The organism is Actinokineospora terrae, assembly GCF_900111175.1.
GTDB classification, from domain to species: Bacteria; Actinomycetota; Actinomycetes; order Mycobacteriales; family Pseudonocardiaceae; genus Actinokineospora; species Actinokineospora terrae.
Window position 1 is genome coordinate 1 of record NZ_FOGI01000004.1, and the last position, 19,562, is coordinate 19,562.

The window sequence follows — 19,562 nt, forward strand, 5'->3', positions numbered from 1 at the left end:
GCCGGAACTTTCCACCCCACACCATGCGGTGCAGGGTCATATCCGGTATTAGACCCAGTTTCCCGGGCTTATCCCAGAGTATGGGGCAGATTACCCACGTGTTACTCACCCGTTCGCCGCTCGTGTACCCCGAAGGGCCTTACCGCTCGACTTGCATGTGTTAAGCACGCCGCCAGCGTTCGTCCTGAGCCAGGATCAAACTCTCCAAAGATGCTTTAAGAGTTATTGCCTGACAAAAAGACACCAAACTGGCATCAATTCATCTCAAAGGAACCCACAAATGGGGTTCAATCATTCAAGCTCTACTGGCTTAAATCGGCACACTGTTGAGTTCTCAAACAACACACGCACATCCAGGTCAACCGCGCTGGGCGGCCTCGCTAGAGGCTGGTACTGCTGTGGCTTGTGTCTCGAAACCTTCGAGGGCGCCCACTCTACCACCCTGCGGCGGGAGCTTGGTTCGCACCCCTCGGAAGTCTGACTCGAGGTCTTGCTCCGTCTGGCGCTCGTTCCGGTTTTCCCGGCCCGTGTCGCGCTGACAGAGAGAAAGTTACACGGCCACAAACCCAGGGTCAAATCGCACCCACAGGGACCCACCACAGGGTGAAACCGCAGGTCACCACCCCTGCGTCGGGCCGCAAAACCACCGTAACCCACCCCTGGAGGCCTGTGTATGTGGCCGCCGTCACATCAACTTTCTCCCAGCCGGTCGGTTTGGTCGCTACGAGAGGCCTCTGACCTGGGAAAACACCGGTGGCCGCCGACCTGGGGAGGTCGACGGCCACCGGAGGACCACTCGGATGGGCTCAGGCCTGGACCTGGACCCCCGCCGTATTCCGCTTGCCACGGCGCAGCACCAGCCACTTGTCGTGCAGCAGGTCTTCCTTCGCCGGGGTCCACGCCTCGTCGGTGACCTTGGCGTTGTTCACGTAGGCGCCACCCTCGTTGACCGTCCGCCTGGCCACTCCCCTGCTGTCCGCGAGACCGGACGCGACCAGCAGGTCCACGATCGTGGGCGCCTCGGACAGGCGCACCTCGCCGGTCGGGGCCTCGGCCATGGCCGCGTCCAGGGTCGACAGGTCCAGCTCTGCCAGCTCCCCCCGGCCGAAGAGGGCCTGGCTCGCGGCCTTCACCTGCGTGGTCTCCCGCTCGCCGTGCACGAGGGTCGTGAACTCCTCCGCCAGGCGTTTCTGCGCGGAGCGCAGGTGGGGACGTTCAGTCGTGTCCTGCTCCAGGGCCTGGATCTCCTCCTGGCTCAGGAAGGTGAAGAGCCGCAGGTAGCGCAAGACATCGGCGTCGCCCACGTTCACGAAGTACTGGTACCAGGCGTACGGCGAGGTCAGAGCCGGGTCGAGCCAGATGTTGCCGCCGCCGGTGGACTTGCCGAACTTGCGTCCCTCCGCGTCGGTCACGAGCGGCGCGGTGAGCGCGTGCACGGAGGCTCCCGCCATCCGGCGCGTTAGCTCTACCCCGCCGATGATGTTGCCCCACTGGTCCGACCCGCCCACCTGGAGCTTGCAGCCGTGGCTCTGGTGCAGCCGCAGGTAGTCGTGCGATTGCAGGAGCAGGTAGCTGAACTCGGTGTAGGACATGCCGTCCGACTCGAGCCTGCGCTTGACGGTCTCCCTGGCGAGCATGACGTTGACCGAGAAGTGCTTGCCGATGTCGCGCAGGAAGTCCAGGACGGACACCTCGCGGGTCCAGTCGAGGTTGTTGACCACGACCGCGCCGGTGGGCGAGTCGTCGAAGTCCACGAACCGCTCCAGTTGACCGCGGATGCGCTCGGCCCACTCGGCGACCACGTCGAGGGTGTTGAGCGTGCGCTCACCGGTGTCCCGCGGGTCGCCGATCATGCCGGTAGCGCCACCGGCGAGCACGATCGGCCGATGTCCCGCGCGCTGGAAGCGGCGCAGCATGAGCAACGGGACGAGGTTGCCCGCGTGCAGGCTGGGCGCGGTGGGGTCGAAACCCGCATAGAGGGTGAGTGGCCCCGAGTCGAGGTCCTTGCGCAGCGCGTCGAGGTCGGTGGACTGCGCGATCAGGCCGCGCCAGGTCAACTCGTCGAGGATGTGTTCACTCACGGCGGCTATCTTCCCTCCCGGCACTGGCAGGCGACCACCGGGTTTGGGCTAAGGGCCAGGTACGACCCGCACGACGCCTCGTTTACCGCCACGCCGGTAGGCGCTGACGGCCTTGGAGCCGTCGACCCAGAACCGCCAGGGGACGTCGATGGCGACGGCCACGCCGACACGTGGTCCTACGCGTACACGCTCCTCCGGGACACGCTCGCCGCGAAGGAGCCGCACGGGCGAACCCGGGTCGGTCAGGTCGAGCCCGTTGTGCGCCGCGTCCAGGCCGAGCACCGAGGTGAGCCGGGCAGGCCCCTTGGCGAGTTCGGCGTCCGAGCGGGACGCGGGTCGACGCGCGCGTGCCAGGTCAACGCCGTCGATGACCTCCCCGGCGCGCAGGAGCACGGCACCGGGGACGCCATCAGTCAGGGAGACCACGTTGGCGCAGAAGTGCATGCCATAGACGAAGTACACGTAGAGGAACCCGGCCGGGCCGAACATGACCTCGTTGCGTGGGGTCTTACCACGGTAGCAATGCGATGCCGGGTCGTCCCCGCCTCGGTAGGCCTCTACCTCGACGACGCGGACCCGCACGGTGCCGTCAGGGCTATCCGCTTCCAGGATCGCGCCGAGGAGGAGCTTGGCGGCGTCCACGGGATCGATCGCGAGTTCTTCGCGAGTCAGCAGGCTGTCCGCCACGCGACGTCCTGGAGGTAGGTGGCGTCAGCTTCGGACAGGTCGATCAGTGTGCCGTTGGGGTTACCGAGGACGCCTTCGGAGTCGATGGCCTGGCCGGTGACGCGTCGGGTGCGCCCTCGTGGATCGAGCCCGAAGAGGGTCGCGGTCAGCACGCACGCGGCAAGGTAAGAGCCTGCCGCGGCTGGGTGGCTGGCGTCCTCGTCGTGGAGGATCAAGTCGGGTCGTTCGGCTAGTGCTGTCTGCCAGGCGATGCCCACGGGCGAGACGGCGACATCGAGTTCCTTGCCGATCGAGGTGTAGGCCTCGGTAAGGGCGTGCTGGGCGTCAGGGTCGTCCTGCCTGGCCCAGGTCAGGTAGAGCGTGGCTGATGCGTTGGCGCTGACGATGTCGGCTACCGCACTGCGCACCGCGGCGTGGAACTTGGCGGGGTCCTGCGGCCGGGGTATCCCGTCGACCACCAGGTCGCCGCCTAGAGTGCTCTGCTCCTGCAACACGACGTAGTCGGCGCCTTCGCGTAAGGCCGCCTCCAGTGCCCCGCTGGCCCACGTCTCCCCGAGGATCGCGCCGGGGGCGGCGAGCATCGCCACCGACACGGCGCGGTCGGGTCGCGCGAGGGCGACCACCACCTCGGGGAGGTTGTGGAAGTAGGTGAAGCTGTTGCCTACGAACAGGACGCGGGTTACTTCCGGATGACCTGCTCCGCCCACGTCCGGTACTCCTCGACTCGTCGCACGACACGGTCCCGCTGCTCCGCGACCCGCTGCGGCGCGGTCCCACCGTACGCGTCGCGCGAGGCGATCGAGCCGGAGACCGTCAGCACGTCCCGCACCTCGGGAGTCAACGCCGGGTTCACCTCGGCCAGCTCCGCGTCGGTGAGGTCCTCGAGGCCCACGCCGCGCGCCTCGGCCCTGCGGACGCACTCCCCCGCCGCCTCGTGGGCGATCCGGAACGGCACGCCCGAGCGGACCAGCCACTCGGCGATGTCCGTGGCGAGGGTGAAGCCCGCCGGGGCGAGCGCGGCGAGCCGGTCGGTGTCGAAGGTGAGGGTGCCGAGCATGCCCGCGAGGGCGGGCAGCAGCAGTTCGAGCTGGGCGACGGAGTCGAAGACCGGCTCCTTGTCCTCTTGCAGGTCCCGGTTGTAGGCCAGCGGCTGCGCCTTGAGGGTGGCCAGCAGGCCGGTGAGGTTGCCGATCATCCGGCCGGACTTGCCCCTGGTCAGCTCGGCGACGTCCGGGTTCTTCTTCTGCGGCATGATCGAGCTGCCGGTGGCCCAGGCGTCGTCGAGGGTGGCGTAGCCGAACTCGGCGGTGGTCCAGATGATCACTTCCTCGGCGACCCTGGACAGGTTGACGCCGAGCATGGCGACCACGAAGGCGAACTCGGCGGCGAAGTCGCGCGAGGCGGTGCCGTCGATGGAGTTCTCGGTGGGGGCGTCGAAGCCGAGTTCCTCGGCCACCGCGGCCGGGTCGAGGCCCAGCGACGAGCCCGCGAGCGCGCCGGAGCCGTACGGCGAGACGGCGGCGCGGCGGTCCCAGTCCTGGAGGCGGTCGACGTCGCGGAGCAGGGCCTGGGTGTGCGCGAGCAGGTGGTGGGCCAGCAGCACCGGCTGGGCGTGCTGCAGGTGGGTGCGGCCGGGCATGGCGGCGTTCGGGTGCCGGTCGGCCTGGCTGACCAGGGCCGCGACCACGTCGAGGGTGCCGCCCGCGACGCCCCTGGCCGCGTCGCGCAGGTACATGCGGAACAGGGTGGCGATCTGGTCGTTGCGGGAGCGGCCCGCGCGGAGCTTGCCGCCGAGCTCGGTGCCCGCGCGGTCGATCAGGCCGCGTTCGAGGGCGGTGTGCACGTCCTCGTCCGCGGCGACGGGGGTGAAGGAACCGTCGAGGACGTCTCGTTCGAGCGTGTCCAGCGCTTCGAGCATGCCGGCCAGCTCGGTGTCGGTAAGAAGGTCCGCGCGGTGCAAGACCAGCGCGTGCGCTCGTGACCCGGCGATGTCGTAGCTGGCAAGACGCCAGTCGAAGTGGGTCGACAGACTCAGCGCGGCCATGGCCTCGGCGGGTCCGGAGCTGAACCGCCCACCCCACAACGCGGTGGGTTCCTGCTCACTCAACGAAACAGTCCTTCCTTGACGGGATAGCCCCGGGCGCGGCAGGTAGGCCTGACCGCGCCCGGGCGAGAGTCATCAGTGGAGCAGCGCTCAGTGGTGCAGGGAGCGCTTCGCGGCGATCTTCGACGGCAGGCCCCACAGCTGGACGAAGCCCTTGGCCAGGGACTGGTCGAAGGTGTCGCCCTCGTCGTAGGTGGCGAGGTTGAAGTCGTAGAGCGCCTGCTCGGAGCGGCGGCCGTTGACCACGGCGCGGCCGCTGTGCAGCACGAGCCGGATGTCGCCGGTGACGTACTCCTGGCTGCGGGCGATGAAGGTGTCCAGGGCCTCCTTGAGCGGGGAGAACCACAGGCCGTCGTAGACCAGCTCGGTCCAGCGCTGCTCGACGCCGCGCTTGAAGCGGGCCAGGTCGCGCTCGACGGTGACGTTCTCCAGCTCCTGGTGGGCGGTGATCAGCGCGATCGCGCCCGGCGCCTCGTAGACCTCGCGGCTCTTGATGCCGACCAGGCGGTCCTCGACCATGTCGAGCCTGCCGACGCCCTGGGCGCCCGCGCGCCGGTTGAGCTCCTGGATGGCCTGCAGCACGGTGACGGTCTCGCCGTCGATGGCGACCGGGACGCCCTTGTCGAAGGTGATGACCACCTCGTCGGCGTCGCGCGGCTCGGCCGGGTTCGCGGTGTAGTCGTAGACGTCCTCGGTGGGGGCGTTCCAGATGTCCTCGAGGAAGCCGGTCTCGACGGCGCGGCCCCAGACGTTCTGGTCGATGGAGAACGGCGACTTCTTCGACACGTCGATGGGCAGGTTGCGGTCCTCGGCCCAGGCGATGGCCTTCTCGCGGGTCCAGGCGAAGTCGCGGACCGGGGCGATGACCTTGAGGTCGGGCGCAAGAGCGCCGATGCCGACCTCGAAGCGGACCTGGTCGTTGCCCTTACCGGTGCAGCCGTGCGAGACGGTGCCCGCGCCGTGGTACTTGGCGGCCTCGACCAGGTGCTTGACGATCACCGGGCGCGACAGCGCTGACACCAGCGGGTAGCGGTCCTGGTAGAGGGCGTTGGCCTGCAGCGCGGGCAGGCAGTACTGCTCGGCGAACTCGTCGCGCGCGTCGGCGACGACGGCCTCGACCGCGCCGCACTCCAGCGCGCGCTTGCGGATGGTGTCGAGGTCCTCGCCACCCTGGCCGACGTCGACGGCCACCGCGACGACCTCGGCGCCGGTCTCCTCGGCGATCCAGCCGATCGCCACCGACGTGTCGAGCCCACCGGAATAGGCCAGGACCACCCTGTCACTCATTGTTCTCTCCTCGTTTCGCCGCGTCGTTGGTGCCCGCGGGCGTGCGGGCGGCCATGGCGGTGAACCGGTCGGCCAGTTCGAGACCGGTCACCGGTTCACGGCAGATGACCATGAGGGTGTCGTCACCGGCGATGGTGCCGACGACCTCGTGCAGTGCGGCCCGGTCGATCGCGCTGGCCAGGAACTGCGCGGCGCCGGGCGGGGTTCGCAGGACGGTCAGGTTGGCCGAGCCGTCCGCGGAGACGAGCAGCTCGGCCAGCAGGCGGGTCAGCCGGGAGGTGCCGCCCTGCACGCCGCGCACCGGGTTGCCGTCCTCGGGGATCACGTAGACCGGGGCGCCGCCGTCGTGGCCGCGCAGCTTGACCGCGCCGAGTTCGTCGAGGTCGCGCGAGAGGGTGGCCTGGGTGGCCTCGATGCCCTCGGCGTGCAGCAGCGTGGCCAGCTCGGTCTGGCTGCGGATGGCCCGCTCGCTGACGAGTTCGACGATGCGGGCCTGCCGGGCGGCCCTGGTCGCGGCCGAGGTGGTCACGGGTGTGTCACCAGCCAGCTGAGCAGGGCCTTCTGCGCGTGCAGCCGGTTCTCCGCCTCGTCCCAGACGGCGCTGGCCGGGCCGTCGAGGACCTCGTCGGTGATCTCCCAGCCGCGGTGCGCCGGCAGGCAGTGCAGCACGATGGCGCCGGGGGCGGCGCGCTCGAGCAGCGCGGCGTCGACGCGCAGGGTGCGGAAGGAGCTGACCCGGTCGCGGCCGTCGTTCTCCTGGCCCATGGAGGTCCAGGTGTCGGTGACCAGCACGTCGGAGCCGTCGACGGCGGCGTGCGGGTCGTCGAGGACGGTGATCGAGCCGCCGGTCTCCTCGGCGCGCTTGGTGGCGTCGGCGAGGATGTCGGTGCGGGGTTCGAACCCGGCCGGGGAGACGACCCGGACGTGCATGCCCGCGGTCGCGCCGCCGAGCAGCAGCGAATGTGCCATGTTGTTGGCGCCGTCGCCGAGGTAGGTGGCGGTGACGCCCGCGAGCCTGCCGTGCCGCTCGCGGATGGTCATCAGGTCGGCGAGGACCTGGCAGGGGTGGAACTCGTCGGTGAGCGCGTTGACCACGGGAATGCTCGCGGCCGAGGCCATGGCCTCGATGCGCTTCTGGGCATAGGTGCGCCAGACGACGACGTCGACGTAGCGCGAGAGCACCCGGGAGGTGTCCTCGATGGTCTCCTCGCGGCCCAGCTGCATGGTGCGGCCGTCGACGATGACCGAGGTGCCGCCGAGCTGGGCGACGCCGACCTCGAAGGACACCCTGGTGCGGGTGGAGTTCTTCTCGAAGATCGCGGCGACCGCCTTGCCCTCGAGCGGGCGGTGGGTCAGCGGGTGGACCTTGAGCCGGTCGGCGAGGTCGAGGATCTCGCCCTGCTCGGCGGGGGTGAGGTCGTCGTCGCGGAGGAAGTGCCTGGGCATCTCAGGCCTCCACCGGGGTGTTGTCGGCGGCGGTGTCGAGGATGCCGGGCAGGGCCGCGACGAACTCGCCCGCCTGCTCCTCGGTGAGGATCAGCGGCGGCGCGAGGCGGATGGTGTCGGCCTGGACGTTGTTGACCAGGAAGCCCTTGGCGGCCGCGGCGGTGGCGACGGCCCCGGAGATCGGGGCGGTCAGCGCCACTCCGAGCAGTAGGCCGTTACCTCGCACGCCCGCGATAAGAGGGTGGTCGAGTTCTTCGATGCCCGCGGCGATGTCCTTACCCAGAGCCGAAACGTGCTCCAGGATGCCATCGGCGGCGATGGTGCGTAGGACGGCGAGACCGGCCGCTGCGCAGACAGCGTTACCGCCGAAGGTGGTGCCGTGGTGGCCCGGGGCGAAGAGGTCAGCGGCAGCGCCGACAGCGATGCACGCGCCAAGGGGCAGACCGCCGCCAAGCCCCTTGGCGAGGGTGAAGACGTCCGGGGTGATGCCCGCCTGCTGGAACGCGAACCAGCTGCCGAGACGGCCGATGCCGGTCTGCACCTCGTCGAGGATGAGCAGCGCGCCCGCGGAGCTGGTGATCTCCCTGGCCGCCTGGAGGTAGCCGTCGGGAGCCGGGACGACGCCCCCCTCGCCGAGGACCGGTTCGAGGATGACCGCGGCGGTGTCGGCGTCGACGGCGGCGCGCAGGGCGGCGACGTCGCCGAACGGGATGTGCTCGACGCCGGGGACCAGCGGCTGGAACGGCTCGCGCTTGGGCGGCTGGCCGGTGAGGGTCAGCGAGCCCATGGTGCGGCCGTGGAAGGCGCCGTGCGTGGCGACGACCTTGGGCCTGCCGGTGAGCCTGGCCAGCTTGAACGCGGCCTCGTTGGCCTCGGCGCCCGAGTTCGAGAACACGACCTTCGCGGAACCGTCGAGGCCGGCGACGCCCAGCAGCGCCTCGGCGAGTTCGACGGCGACCGGGTTCACGTAGAGGTTCGAGGTGTGCGCGATCGTGGCGATCTGCGCGCTGACCGCGGCGACGACGGCGGGGTGCGCGTGGCCGAGGACGTTGGTCGCGATGCCGCCGACGAGGTCCAGGTAGCGGTTACCGTCCGCGTCCCACACGTAGGAGCCCTCGCCGCGCACCAACGCGATGCCGGGGGTGCCGTAGTTGTCCATCAGCGCGGACTTCCACCGCGCCTGTCCGTCCAGGTTAGACCCGATCATGACTACTCCCCCTCGTCCGGTAGCACCATCGTGCCGACGCCACCGCTGGTGAACACTTCGAGCAGAACCGAGTGCGCGAGCCTGCCGTCGATGACGTGCGCGCGCGGGACGCCGCCGGTGACCGCGCGCAGGCAGGCCTCCATCTTGGGGACCATGCCACTCTCCAGCCCGGGCAGCAGCTTCGCCAGTTCGGTCGCGCGGATCTCGTGCAGCAGGGACGAGCGGTCCGGCCAGTTCGCGTAGAGACCTTCCACGTCCGTCAGGACAACCAGCTTCTTCGCACGTAACGCGATCGCTAGCGCGGCGGCGGCGGTGTCAGCGTTGACGTTGTGGGTGACACCGTTGAGGTCAGCGGCCACTGTGGACACTACCGGGATGCGGCCGGCGCCAACGATGTCGAGTACCGCTGCGGGGTCGACCGCGACTACATCGCCGACCAGGCCCAGGTCTACCTCTTCGCCGTCGATGACGGCGGTGCGGCGCTCGGCCGTGAACAGCCTCGCGTCCTCGCCGGAGATACCGACCGCGTAGGGACCATGCTGGTTGAGCAGGCTTACCAGCTCCCGGCTGACCTGTCCGGTGAGGACCATCCGGACGACGTCCATCGCCGCGGGCGTGGTGACCCGCAGGCCCGCCCGGAACTCGCTGGCGATGCCCATGGCCTTGAGCATCGCACCGATCTGCGGTCCGCCGCCGTGCACCACGACCGGCCGCAGGCCCGCGAGCCGCAGGAACACCATGTCCTCGGCGAACGCGCGCTTGAGGTCGTCGTCGACCATGGCGTTGCCGCCGTACTTGACCACGACCAGCGCGCCGTGCAGGCGCCGCAGCCAGGGCAGGGCCTCGATGAGGACGCCCGCTTTCTCGGCCGGGGTGGTGGTCATGACGAGTAGGCGCTGTTCTCTTCGACGTAGGCGTGCGAGAGGTCGGTGGTGAGGATGGTGCCGGTGCCCTCGCCCGCGTGCAGGTCGATCTCGACGAGGATGTCGCGACCGGACAGGTCGGCATCGTTGCGGTCCTCGCCGCGTCCGCCCGCGCGGCAGACGGTGACGCCGTTGAGCGTGATGTCCAGCTTGGCCGCGTCGAACTGGGTGGGGGCGTTGCCGACGGCCATCGCGATGCGGCCCCAGTTGGGGTCGCTGGCGAAGAACGCGGTCTTGCAGAGGTTGTCGACCGCGACGGTGCGCGCGGTGGCGACTGCCTCCGCATCGGTCGCGGCACCGCGCACCGTGATGGTCACGTGCTTGGTCACGCCCTCGGCGTCCGCCTGGAGCTGGGCGACGAGGTCGGCGCAGACGGTGGTGAGGGCCTCGGTGAACGCGGCCGGGGTGACCTCGACACCGGAGGCGCCGGAGACCAGCAGCAGCACCGTGTCGTTGGTGGAGGTGCCGCCGTCGACGTCGAACCGGTTGAAGGTCGCGTCGACCGCGGCGCGCAACGACGCGTCGACGACGGCGGCGTCGAGCACGGCGTCGCTGGTGATGACGCTGAGCATGGTGGCCATGTTCGGCGCGCACATGCCCGCGCCCTTGGCGAACCCGCCCACGGTCCAGCCGTCCGGGTGCGTCAGCGCGGTCTGCTTCGCCACGGTGTCGGTGGTCATCACCCCGGTCGCGGCGGCGAGGCCCGCCGCCGCACCGGTGCCGAGCTCCTTCGTGGCGAGGTCGACGCCGGAGAGCACGGCGTCCATCGGGAGGCGCTCGCCGATGAGGCCGGTGGAGCACACGGCGACGTCGATGGCGCCGACACCGAGGACGTCGGCGACCTTCTCGGCGGTGGCGTGGGTGTCCTGGAAGCCCTCGGGGCCGGTGCAGGCGTTGGCGCCGCCGGAGTTGAGGACGACGGCCTTGAGGGAGCCGGTGGTGAGGACCTGGCTCGACCACAGCACGGGCGCGGCCTTGACCTTGTTGCGGGTGAACACACCGGCGGCCGCGGTGGACGGGCCGTCGTTGACCACCAGGGTCAGGTCGGGCTTGCCGTTGCTCTTGATCCCGGCGACGACCCCGGCCGCACGGAATCCGGCGGCCGTTGCGACTCCCTGGTCCCGGTTGACGTTCCCGCTCACGGTGCGACCCCCACGCTGGACAGGCCTGCCGTCTCCGGGAGGCCGAGTGCGATGTTCATGGACTGCACGGCGGCACCCGCCGTGCCCTTGGTCAGGTTGTCGATAGCGGCGACCACGACCAGCCGCTGCAGGTCTTCGTCAACGGTGACCTGAAGTTGGACGGCGTTAGAACCGAGGACGGCGGCTGTGGTGGGCCACTGGTCTTCCGGCAAGAGGTGCACGAACGGCTCGTCGGCGTAAGCGCGCTCGTAGATCTCCCTTACGTTGCCGGGCTTGACGATCGGCGCGGAGCAGGTCGCGAGGATGCCGCGTGGGAGGGGCGCCAGGACGGGCGTGAACGAGACGTTGACCCTACGTCCGGCGATGGCGCTGAGGTTCTGGATGATCTCGGGGGTGTGCCGGTGGGTGCCACCGACGCCGTAGACGCTGAGAGAGCCCATGACCTCGGAGCCGAGGAGGTTCGTCTTGAGGCTCTTACCCGCACCGGAGGTACCGGACACCGCGACGACTACGACCTCGTCGGCGATAAGACCGTGCTCGACGGCGGGGGCGAGCGCCAGCGAACTGACAGTCGGGTAGCAACCGGGCACGGCGACCCGTTTCGTCCCCTTGAGCTTCTCGCGCCCGTTGGGCAGCTCGGGCAACCCGTACGGCCAGTGCCCCGCGTGCGACGACCCGTACCAGCGCTCCCAGTCCTTGGCGTCGGTCAGCCGGTGGTCCGCCCCGCAGTCGATCACCAGCGTGTCCGGCCCGAGCCGCGCGGCGACCTCGGCGGAGTGCCCGTGCGGCAGCGCGAGGAACACGACGTCGTGCCCGCCGAGCGTCTCCGCGGAGGTCTCGGCGAGCACGCGGTCACTGAGCGGCAGGAGATGCGGCTGCAACTGCCCCAACCGAGCCCCGGCGTTGCCGCCCGCGGTGAGCGCCCCGATCTCCACGTCGGGGTGCCCGAGCAGGAGCCGCAGGACCTCGCCCCCGGCATACCCGCTGGCCCCCGCCACCGCCACCCGCACCGTCATGTGGATGAGTATGCACGTTCATGCAAACTCACTCAACGCCCGCGCGGTCGATCGTGAACGGCGCCACAGAACTTCACCCGGTTCAGCGACAAAGTCCCTGGTCGTCGCGGCGGGAGCTCGGCCGGGCCTGCTAGAGCGGGGGCAGGTCCAGGTGGTCGCGGAGGGTGGTGGAGGTGTACTCGGTCCGGTAGATGCCTCGGGTCTGGAGTTCGGGGATGAGCAGGTCGACGATGTCGGTGATGGTGGCGGGGAGGAGGTGGGGGGTGATGTTGAAGCCGTCCACCGCTCGGGTCTGGATGTAGTGGGTCCACTCGTCGGCGATGTGGGTGGGGGTGCCGGTGAAGGAGCGGTCTTGGGGGTGGATGGCCAGGACCAGGCCGTGGATGGAGAGGTTCTTGGCCTCGGCCAGCTCGCGCCAGGTGCGGATGCGGTCGAGTTTGCCGGTGCGGTCGGCGATGGAGATGGTGCCTCGGGACGGGTCCAGCTCGCCCGCGTCGGGTTCGATGTCGGGGAGGGGGCCGTGGGGGTCGTAGGCGGAGAGGTCCTTGCCCCAGTACTGCTCCAGGAAGCCGATGGCGCGTTGTGGCGTCAGCTGCTCGCGGCGGAGCCACTCGGCGCGTTCGGTGGCCTCGGCGGCGGTGGCGCCGAGGATGACCGAGGCGCCGGGGAGGATGCGCAGCGAGTCGGGGGAACGGCCGTAGGTGGCGAGGCGGCGGCGGATGTCGGTGGCGTAGGCGACGGCCTTGTCGTACTCGGTGTTGGCGGAGAAGACGACGTCCGCGTGGCGGGCGGCCAGGTCGCGGCCGCCGGGTGAGTCGCCTGCCTGGAAGAGGACCGGGCGGCCCTGACGGCTGCGGGGCAGGGTGGGGACGACAGTCAGGTCCACCAGATCGGTGTGGCGCTCGACGGCGCGGATAGACCCAGGGGTCGCCCAGTTGGCAGCGGCGGAGTCAGGGGCAACGGCGTCGTCAGCCCAAGAGGACCAGATGGCCTTCGCGGCCTCGACGAACTGGGTGGCGCGGTCGTAGCGGCGGTCGTGGTCGAGCCAGCCGCCGCGGCGGAAGTTGGCGCCGGTCCAGGCGTTGTCGGTGGTGACGATGTTCCAGCCCGCGCGGCCATCGGACAGCAGGTCCAGTGTGGACAGCCTGCGGGCCAGGTCGGCGGGGAAGTTGTAGGTGGTGTTCTGGGTCGCCACCAGGCCGATGTGGGTGGTCGCCCCGGCCAGCGCGGCGAGCTGGGTGAGCGCGTCCGGCCGCCCGGCGACGTCGGTCGCCAGGACGCGGCCCCGGTTCTCGCGGACCCGCAGACCCTCCCCGAAGAAGAACGCGTCGAACAGCCCGCGCTCCAGGGTCCTGGCGATCTCCAGCGTGCCGTCGATGGTGGTGTGGTCGATGTTGCCCGGGTCCGACCACACGTACTGCTGGCCGACACCGGTGTAGAACACGCCGAGGTGCAGTTGCGGACGGCTCACTGGGAACTCCCCTCCAGGCAGGTGGCGGGCCGGACCAATCGGACACTTCTCCTGGACCTGACTGCGGCTAGAGCGGGCAGCACACGGTCGACGTTGCCTGGGTCCCAACACAGGTAGCGCTGAGCGACACCGGTAAGCAGGGAGCCGACGCGTTGTCGTGGCTTGGTCATCGGGTGCTTCCCTCGAACCGGTTGGCGGGCTTGGCCAGACCGAGGCTCGCGCGGAGCGTGTCGCCGCGTGGGTACAGGTCCAGTACCGGGAGTACGTGCTCGACCAGCGCAGGTAGGTCTACCGAGAGCACCGCTGGGTGTAGGCGCACGCCGTCGAAGTTGGCGCTAAGCGTGGCGAGGAGAGCGACCAAGCCCTCGGCGGAACCGGTGTAGCGGGTTCGGGAAGTGCTCCACGGGGTCGCACGGTTCAGGTCGGCCAAGCGGGCCGAGGCGGGCTTGTGCGCGTCCAGCACCACCTCCAGCTCCGCGAACACCAGCCGGGCACCTGCGGCGCGGGCCGCGGCGGCGCGGTCCGGTCGGGCGTCGACCAGGGTGATGTCGGCGGGGACGTCGAGGGTGTCGGCGGCGAGGATGACCGGCTGGCCCTGGGGCGGGCGCGGGGTGATCAACGGCCCCTTCACGGTGAAGGTGGCGCCCTCGAAGTCGATGTGGTGGACCTTGTCGGGGTCGAGGTAGCGGCCGGTGGGGACGTCCTTGATGACGGCGTCGTCCTCCCACGAGTCCCACAGCGCGCGCACGGCGGCGACGACCTCGGCGGCCTCCCCCGGTGGCCCGTCCGTGCCCACGGTCGCGAGCTCGGCCGGGGTGGCGCCCTCGACGACCCAGGCGGCGCGGCCGTGGGTGGCGTGGTCGAGGCTGGCGATCTGCGCGGCCAGGTGGAACGGCTCGGTCGTGGCGGTGGACACCGAGGGCGCGAGGCCGATCCGCTGGGTCGTGGTGCTCACGAACGCGGCCCGACCCACCGCCTCCAGTCGACCGGCGATGTCGGCGCCACTGCTGGGCGGCACCGGTGAGTCGGCGAACGTGGCGAGGGTGAACCCACCTTCCTCGGCTAGTGCCACCGCTTCGCGAACGGTGCTCGGCAGCAATACCGATGCCGGTGACGCTCCGCTGGCCCGCCAGGCAGCCGGATGTGCACCCGCGCCGTCGAGCTCTACCGCTAAGAACATGTTCCCTCCCCAGTGCTCAAAACCGAGGCTAGAGACCTCGGGAGACGTCACCCAGCATGTGAGACAACAGCTGGTGACGGGAATAAGAGCCGCGGTCAGGACGCCTGCTGTGTTTGGATTTCCCGGCCGGTCGAGCTGTGCGAGGAGCGGGTGTGAGCGCTGACGAGTCAGTGTTGGACAACGTCGTGTGGGAGTCGCTGAACGGGGCGCACGCGCACCTCGCGGAACGGCACGGCAGTGCCGCGCGGTACCCGGTGGACGTGACGCCGTTCCTCGGCGCGGACCCCACCGCGGGCCCACGCGTGTGGGAGGACATCGCCGCGCTTGCCGGGCCTGGCAAAGAGGTGCTGGTGTCCCCGCAGCTGCCGCAGCCGCAAGAGGCGTGGGAGACGACGCTGGACATCGCGGGCGTGCAGCTCGTGGACGACCACCTGGCGCACGCGGTCGACCCGGAGGCGATCCCGCTGACCCCCGCGGACGTGCCGGAGATGATCGACCTGGTGAAGCGGACCGAGCCGGGACCGTACCTGCCGCGGACGATCCTGTTGGGCGACTACTACGGCTTCCGGCACGAGGGGAAGCTGATCGCCATGGCGGGCGAGCGCATGCACCCGCCGGGGTGGACCGAGATCAGTGCCGTGTGCACCGACCCCGCCTACCGGGGTCAGGGACTGGCGACACGGTTGGTGCTAACAGTCGCGGCCGGGATCCGCGCGCGGGGCGAGACTCCGTTCCTGCACACCGGCGCGGCGAACACCAACGCGATCCGGCTCTACGAGAAGCTCGGCTTCCGGCTGCGCAGGCACGTGCGGTTCACCGCCGTGCGCGTGCCGGTAGTGCAACCGGCGTAGCGGAGAGGCCCTGGCTCCCAACGGGAACCAGGGCCTCTTGGCGTGTCAGCTGTTGTTGATCGGCAGGCCGGGCGGGTTGACCTCAGCCTTCGGGATGGCCTCGTCATCGAGCCCGTAAGCCGCGAGGAGCTTGGCGTACTGGCCGTTCTCGATGAGGTAGTTGATGGCCTCGGCGAGCGGCTCGACCAGGCCGCTGTCCTTCTTGGTGGTGGCCGCGATCAGGCCCTGCAGGGTCGCGCCCGCGCCGGAGTACGAGCCCGCACTACGGGTCGGGTTGGGCGTCGACGCCGTCTTGGCCACGTGGTAGGCGACGGTCGGGTTCGGGTAGAAGTAGGCGTCGATGCGGCCGGAGGACAGCGCCAGGTAGGTGCTGTTGGTGTCGGCGAAGTTGCGGATCTCCAGCGTCTTGCCCTCGGCCTGCAGCTTGTTGCGCCACTCGATCAGGATCTTCTCCTGGTTGGTGCCGGTGTTCACCGCGACCGTCTTGCCCGCGAGGCTCTGGTAGTTGCCGTCGAAGTTCCACGTGGTGTTCTTGTTCACCTCGAACCCGAGGTTGTCCTTGCGGTAGGTCGCGAAGTCCAGGCCCTGGACCTTGCGCTCCTCGGTGACGGTGATGTTGGAGAAGCCCGCGTCGAACTGGCCGGACTTGAGCCGCACGAACAGGTTCTGCCACGAGGCGTTCTGCACGTCCGGGGTCAGCCCGAGCACGGCGGCGACCAGGCGGCCGAGGTCGGGCTCGTTGCCGGTGAGGGTCTTCTGGTCCGAGCCGATGAGGTCGAGCGGCGGGGTGCTGTTGGGCAGGCCGCCGACGCCGATGACCAGGGTGCCGCGGTCGAGCACCGCCTTGGGCAGCTTCGCCCTGATCGCCTCGACCCTGGGCACGGTCAGCTGCACGGGGGTGGTGAAGTCGGTGTTGGCGGCGACGGTGACCACGGTGTTGCCGCTGGCGTCGACCGCGGCGGCAGGCGGGGCAGCGGAGGACCCGCAGGCGCTCAGGGCGGCCAGGGCCACCACCGAGGCGGCTGCGGTCAGCGATAACCGGACGGATCTACGCGACGATGGCATGGCTGTCCTTCTCTTCGTTTCTTTCACTGCGGTGGAAAACCCGTTCGGCACAACGAGTTCGGACTGGCGGTGATCAGACGAGCTTGCCGAGGAACTCCCGGGTGCGGTCGTGCCGCGGCGCGACGAGGACCTGGTCGGGCGGGCCCTGTTCGACGACGCGACCCGCGTCGATGAACACGACGTGGTCGGCGACCTCGCGGGCGAAGCCGATCTCGTGGGTGACCACGATCATCGTCGTGCCCGCGGCGGCCAGGTCGCGGATCACGGTGAGCACCTCGCCCACCAGCTCCGGGTCAAGCGCGGAAGTGGGCTCGTCGAACAGGATCAGCTCTGGCTCCAACGCCAACGCACGCGCGATCGCGACCCGCTGCTGTTGGCCGCCGGAGAGCTGACGCGGGTAAGCGTCGATCTTGTCGGCTAGGCCTACCTTCGTCAGAAGGTCCTTGGCCCGCGCGATGGCCTGCTGCTTGGGGACGCGCTGGGTGACCACAGGGGCCTCGATGACGTTCTCCACGACCGACAGGTGCGGGAACAGGTTGAGGCTCTGGAACACGAACCCGATCCGGGACCGTTGGCGCAAGATGGCGCGTTCGCTCAGTTCGCGGAGCCTGCCCTTGTGCAGCCGGACGCCGATGAGTTCACCGCGAACGGTTACGTAACCGCTGTCCAGAGGCTCAAGGTGGTTGATCGCTCGGAGCAGAGTGGACTTCCCGGACCCGGACGGTCCGATGATCGCGGTGACCTGGCCCGCCTGGGCGGTGAAGTCGACCTCGTCCAGGACCCTGTTGGTGCCATAGGACTTGACCGCACCTCTTACGTTGACTGCCACAGTCATCGTGCCACCCCCGTAGTGCGCAGACGGGACCTCAAGCGCTGGAACGGAGTGGGCGGCACGGTCCGTAGTGCGCCGCGGGAGAAGTACCGCTCCAGGTAGTACTGCACGATCGACAAGAGGCTGGTGAGGACGATGTACCAGATCGTGCCGACCATCAGCAGCGGGATGATCTGACCGCTGTTGATGCTGGCCTGGCTCTGCACTACGCCGAACAACTCCAGCAGCGAGGTGATGTAAACGACCGAGGTTCCCTTGAGCAACCCGATGAGCTGGTTGGCGTAAGCGGGAATGATCGCCCTAGTGGCTTGCGGAAGGATGATCCTGCGGTATTGACGGCCCTTCGGCAGACCCAACGCGGAAGCGGCTTCCAACTGGCTCTGGTCAACGGAGATGATGCCGGAACGCACGATCTCCGCAGCGTAAGCGGCTTCGTTGAGGCTAAGACCGAGAACAGCGACCATGTAGAAGCTGAGCAGGTCGTTAGCGCTGAACTCCACAAACGACGGACCGAACGGGACGCCCAGGCTGAGGGTCGCGTAGAGGGCGGTGATGTTCGCCAGGAACAGCAGCAGCACGATCAGCGGGATCGACCGGAACAGCCAGATGTAGGCCCACGCCACCGATTGCAGCACCGGGTTGCGCGACAGGCGCATCAACGCGAGCACGATCCCGCCGAGAAGTCCGAAAACCGCCGACAACCCGGTGAGCTGCAAGGTGAGCAGCAGCCCCTCGACAACCACCGGACGGGTGAACCAGTAGCCGAACGCGTCCCACTGGAAGGCGTCGTTGGTGGTCAGCGCGTGCGCGGCCTGGGCCAACAGCACCAGCACGACCGCGCTCGCCACCCACCGCCACGGATGGCGCAGCGGGACAACCCGGCGCGATTCCAGTTTGTCGACCAGGTCATCCGTGGTTTCTGCAGTTTCTGCAGATTCTTTCACGGGTTGGGGTAACTCGGTTTCCTGGGATGGCTTCGGTGGGGAGGAGGAAGTCACGGGAGCTCCACGGATTGGTGCGCGGTGGACGCGGCAGATGCTAGGTCTCCCGGGGCGGCGAGGAACCGGTGTTCAGCATGTGAGAGCCATGATCGTCTGGTGGACAACCCCGAGCGGGGTCCGGAAACTGAATGGAAACCGTCCGGTGGTCCATAGTGGATCGGCCGGGCCGGACAAGGCTTGGGAGGTGTTTCGCCGTGGTCGCCGATGTCGTCGTGATCGGTGGTGGCGGCGTCGGTTCGGCCGCGGCGTGGCGAATGGCCGAACGCGGTCTGGACGTGCTGGTGCTGGAGCGATTCGCCGCTGGTCACACCTTCGGCGCCTCGCACGGCGCGTCGCGGATTTTCCGGGTGACGTACTCGGAACCCGATTACGTCGAGTTGGCGCGGCGGGCGCATCCGCTGTGGCTGGACCTCGAATCGGTGACCGGTTCGGCATTGTTGGAGATCACCGGGGGTGTCGACCACGGCCGGGTCCCGTTGACAGCACTCGCCGACGCGGTGGCCGGGGCAGGAAGTCCCGGCGCGTTCGTGCCCGCGGGCGAGGCGAGCGAGCGGTGGCCGGGGATCCGGTTCGACGGAAACGTCTTCTTCCACCCGGTGAGCGGGACGCTTGACGCAGACGCGGCCGTGGCGGCGTTGCAGTCAGCGGCGGCGTTGGCAGGCGCGGAAGTCCGCCACGAATCGCCGGTCACCCGGTTGCGGGTAAGAGACGACCTCGTCGAGGTGGACACAGGCGACGGCACGGTGGTCGCGCGGACGGCGGTCGTGACGGTCGGCGCGTGGTCGGCGAAGTTGTTGGACGGCGTGATCACCCTCCCGCCACTACGGGTCACCCAGGAGCAGCCCGCGTACTTCGCCTCTACGACAACGGGTTGGCCTTCGTTCGTGCACCACATAGAGGCGCCGTATCCGAGTGGTGTGTACGGGTTGGCCACGCCGGGGCACGGGATCAAGGCGGGTTTCCACGGTGTGGGCCCGGTGGTCGACCCGGATCACCGCGACTTCTTACCCGAGCCCGGGCAGCTAGCCGCGTTGCGGGACTACGCGCGGACATGGCTACCTGGCGTCGATCCCGACACCTTCACCCCGATCAGCTGCACCTACACGACCACTACGAACTCGGACTTCATCCTGGACCGGGTAGGGCCCGTGGTGGTGGGAGCGGGCTTCTCCGGGCACGGCTTCAAGTTCCTCCCGTCGGTGGGTGAGGTGTTGGCCGACCTCGCCACGACCGGCAAGCGCCCCGCGGCCCGCTTCGCGCTCTGAAACC

18 protein-coding genes and 1 rRNA gene are annotated in these 19,562 nt (G+C 69.3%); 2 read left to right on the top strand and 17 right to left on the bottom strand.

What is annotated here, in order from left to right:
- The 14 genes from BMY07_RS08470 to BMY07_RS08535 all read right to left on the bottom strand — a co-directional run.
- Nucleotides 1-211, bottom strand: a 16S ribosomal RNA gene (locus tag BMY07_RS08470); the annotation flags it as partial.
- Between the two features lie 595 nt (nucleotides 212-806).
- Nucleotides 807-2,081, bottom strand: coding sequence for a tyrosine--tRNA ligase (gene tyrS, locus BMY07_RS08475; protein ID WP_092776187.1), 1,275 nt, complete (start codon nucleotides 2,079-2,081; stop codon nucleotides 807-809).
- 48 nt (nucleotides 2,082-2,129) lie between these two features.
- Nucleotides 2,130-2,768 carry a DNA-3-methyladenine glycosylase gene (locus BMY07_RS08480; RefSeq protein WP_092776192.1) on the bottom strand — a complete coding sequence of 213 codons (639 nt, stop codon included), beginning with the start codon at nucleotides 2,766-2,768 and terminating at the stop codon, nucleotides 2,130-2,132.
- The gene (locus tag BMY07_RS08485) at nucleotides 2,750-3,475 is read right to left on the bottom strand and encodes an SGNH/GDSL hydrolase family protein (RefSeq protein WP_092776196.1); all 726 of its coding nucleotides are present in this window, start codon (nucleotides 3,473-3,475) and stop codon (nucleotides 2,750-2,752) included. The genes BMY07_RS08480 and BMY07_RS08485 overlap by 19 nt, the downstream gene beginning before the upstream one ends.
- Nucleotides 3,448-4,875 carry an argininosuccinate lyase gene (gene argH / locus BMY07_RS08490; RefSeq protein WP_092776198.1) on the bottom strand — a complete coding sequence of 476 codons (1,428 nt, stop codon included), beginning with the start codon at nucleotides 4,873-4,875 and terminating at the stop codon, nucleotides 3,448-3,450. The genes BMY07_RS08485 and argH overlap by 28 nt, the downstream gene beginning before the upstream one ends.
- An 87-nt stretch (nucleotides 4,876-4,962) precedes the next feature.
- Complete coding sequence (locus tag BMY07_RS08495) at nucleotides 4,963-6,159, bottom strand: argininosuccinate synthase (protein ID WP_092776201.1); 1,197 nt, start codon at nucleotides 6,157-6,159, stop codon at nucleotides 4,963-4,965.
- On the bottom strand, nucleotides 6,152-6,688 hold the full coding sequence (locus BMY07_RS08500) for an arginine repressor (RefSeq protein WP_092776204.1): 537 nt from the start codon (nucleotides 6,686-6,688) through the stop codon (nucleotides 6,152-6,154). Before BMY07_RS08500 ends, BMY07_RS08495 begins: the two co-directional genes overlap by 8 nt.
- Nucleotides 6,685-7,605: an ornithine carbamoyltransferase gene (gene argF / locus BMY07_RS08505; protein WP_092776207.1), complete on the bottom strand. Its 921-nt coding sequence runs from the start codon at nucleotides 7,603-7,605 to the stop codon at nucleotides 6,685-6,687. The genes BMY07_RS08500 and argF overlap by 4 nt, the downstream gene beginning before the upstream one ends.
- Nucleotide 7,606: 1 nt before the next feature.
- On the bottom strand, nucleotides 7,607-8,812 hold the full coding sequence (locus tag BMY07_RS08510) for an acetylornithine transaminase (RefSeq protein ID WP_092776210.1): 1,206 nt from the start codon (nucleotides 8,810-8,812) through the stop codon (nucleotides 7,607-7,609).
- 2 nt (nucleotides 8,813-8,814) lie between these two features.
- Entirely contained in the window at nucleotides 8,815-9,696 is an 882-nt protein-coding gene (argB, locus tag BMY07_RS08515; RefSeq protein ID WP_092776213.1) for an acetylglutamate kinase, read from the bottom strand.
- Nucleotides 9,693-10,877 (bottom strand): bifunctional glutamate N-acetyltransferase/amino-acid acetyltransferase ArgJ, encoded by a 1,185-nt coding sequence (gene argJ / locus BMY07_RS08520; protein ID WP_092776216.1) that lies wholly within the window; start codon nucleotides 10,875-10,877, stop codon nucleotides 9,693-9,695. Before argJ ends, argB begins: the two co-directional genes overlap by 4 nt.
- A complete protein-coding gene (gene argC, locus BMY07_RS08525; RefSeq protein ID WP_092776220.1) occupies nucleotides 10,874-11,893 on the bottom strand; it encodes an N-acetyl-gamma-glutamyl-phosphate reductase in 1,020 nt (339 codons plus the stop codon). The genes argJ and argC overlap by 4 nt, the downstream gene beginning before the upstream one ends.
- Nucleotides 11,894-12,023: 130 nt before the next feature.
- On the bottom strand, nucleotides 12,024-13,364 hold the full coding sequence (locus tag BMY07_RS08530; RefSeq protein ID WP_218150630.1) for an NtaA/DmoA family FMN-dependent monooxygenase: 1,341 nt from the start codon (nucleotides 13,362-13,364) through the stop codon (nucleotides 12,024-12,026).
- A gap of 166 nt (nucleotides 13,365-13,530) precedes the next feature.
- Nucleotides 13,531-14,544: an LLM class flavin-dependent oxidoreductase gene (locus tag BMY07_RS08535; protein ID WP_092776223.1), complete on the bottom strand. Its 1,014-nt coding sequence runs from the start codon at nucleotides 14,542-14,544 to the stop codon at nucleotides 13,531-13,533.
- Between the two features lie 152 nt (nucleotides 14,545-14,696).
- Between BMY07_RS08535 and BMY07_RS08540 the strand changes: the two genes are divergently transcribed.
- Nucleotides 14,697-15,395 carry a GNAT family N-acetyltransferase gene (locus BMY07_RS08540; RefSeq protein WP_218150631.1) on the top strand — a complete coding sequence of 233 codons (699 nt, stop codon included), beginning with the start codon at nucleotides 14,697-14,699 and terminating at the stop codon, nucleotides 15,393-15,395.
- 45 nt (nucleotides 15,396-15,440) lie between these two features.
- Here BMY07_RS08540 and BMY07_RS08545 read toward each other — a convergent pair whose 3' ends face one another.
- The 3 genes from BMY07_RS08545 to BMY07_RS08555 all read right to left on the bottom strand — a co-directional run bounded on the left by BMY07_RS08545 (nucleotide 15,441) and on the right by BMY07_RS08555 (nucleotide 18,140).
- Nucleotides 15,441-16,460: a transporter substrate-binding domain-containing protein gene (locus BMY07_RS08545; protein ID WP_092776229.1), complete on the bottom strand. Its 1,020-nt coding sequence runs from the start codon at nucleotides 16,458-16,460 to the stop codon at nucleotides 15,441-15,443.
- A gap of 73 nt (nucleotides 16,461-16,533) precedes the next feature.
- A complete protein-coding gene (locus BMY07_RS08550) occupies nucleotides 16,534-17,295 on the bottom strand; it encodes an amino acid ABC transporter ATP-binding protein (protein WP_092776232.1) in 762 nt (253 codons plus the stop codon).
- Nucleotides 17,292-18,140, bottom strand: coding sequence for an amino acid ABC transporter permease (locus tag BMY07_RS08555; protein ID WP_342741528.1), 849 nt, complete (start codon nucleotides 18,138-18,140; stop codon nucleotides 17,292-17,294). The genes BMY07_RS08550 and BMY07_RS08555 overlap by 4 nt, the downstream gene beginning before the upstream one ends.
- Before the next feature lie 347 nt (nucleotides 18,141-18,487).
- Here BMY07_RS08555 and BMY07_RS08560 point away from each other — a divergent pair, with 347 nt between their 5' ends.
- On the top strand, nucleotides 18,488-19,558 hold the full coding sequence (locus BMY07_RS08560; protein ID WP_245782280.1) for an FAD-dependent oxidoreductase: 1,071 nt from the start codon (nucleotides 18,488-18,490) through the stop codon (nucleotides 19,556-19,558).
- Nucleotides 19,559-19,562 lie beyond the last annotated feature (4 nt).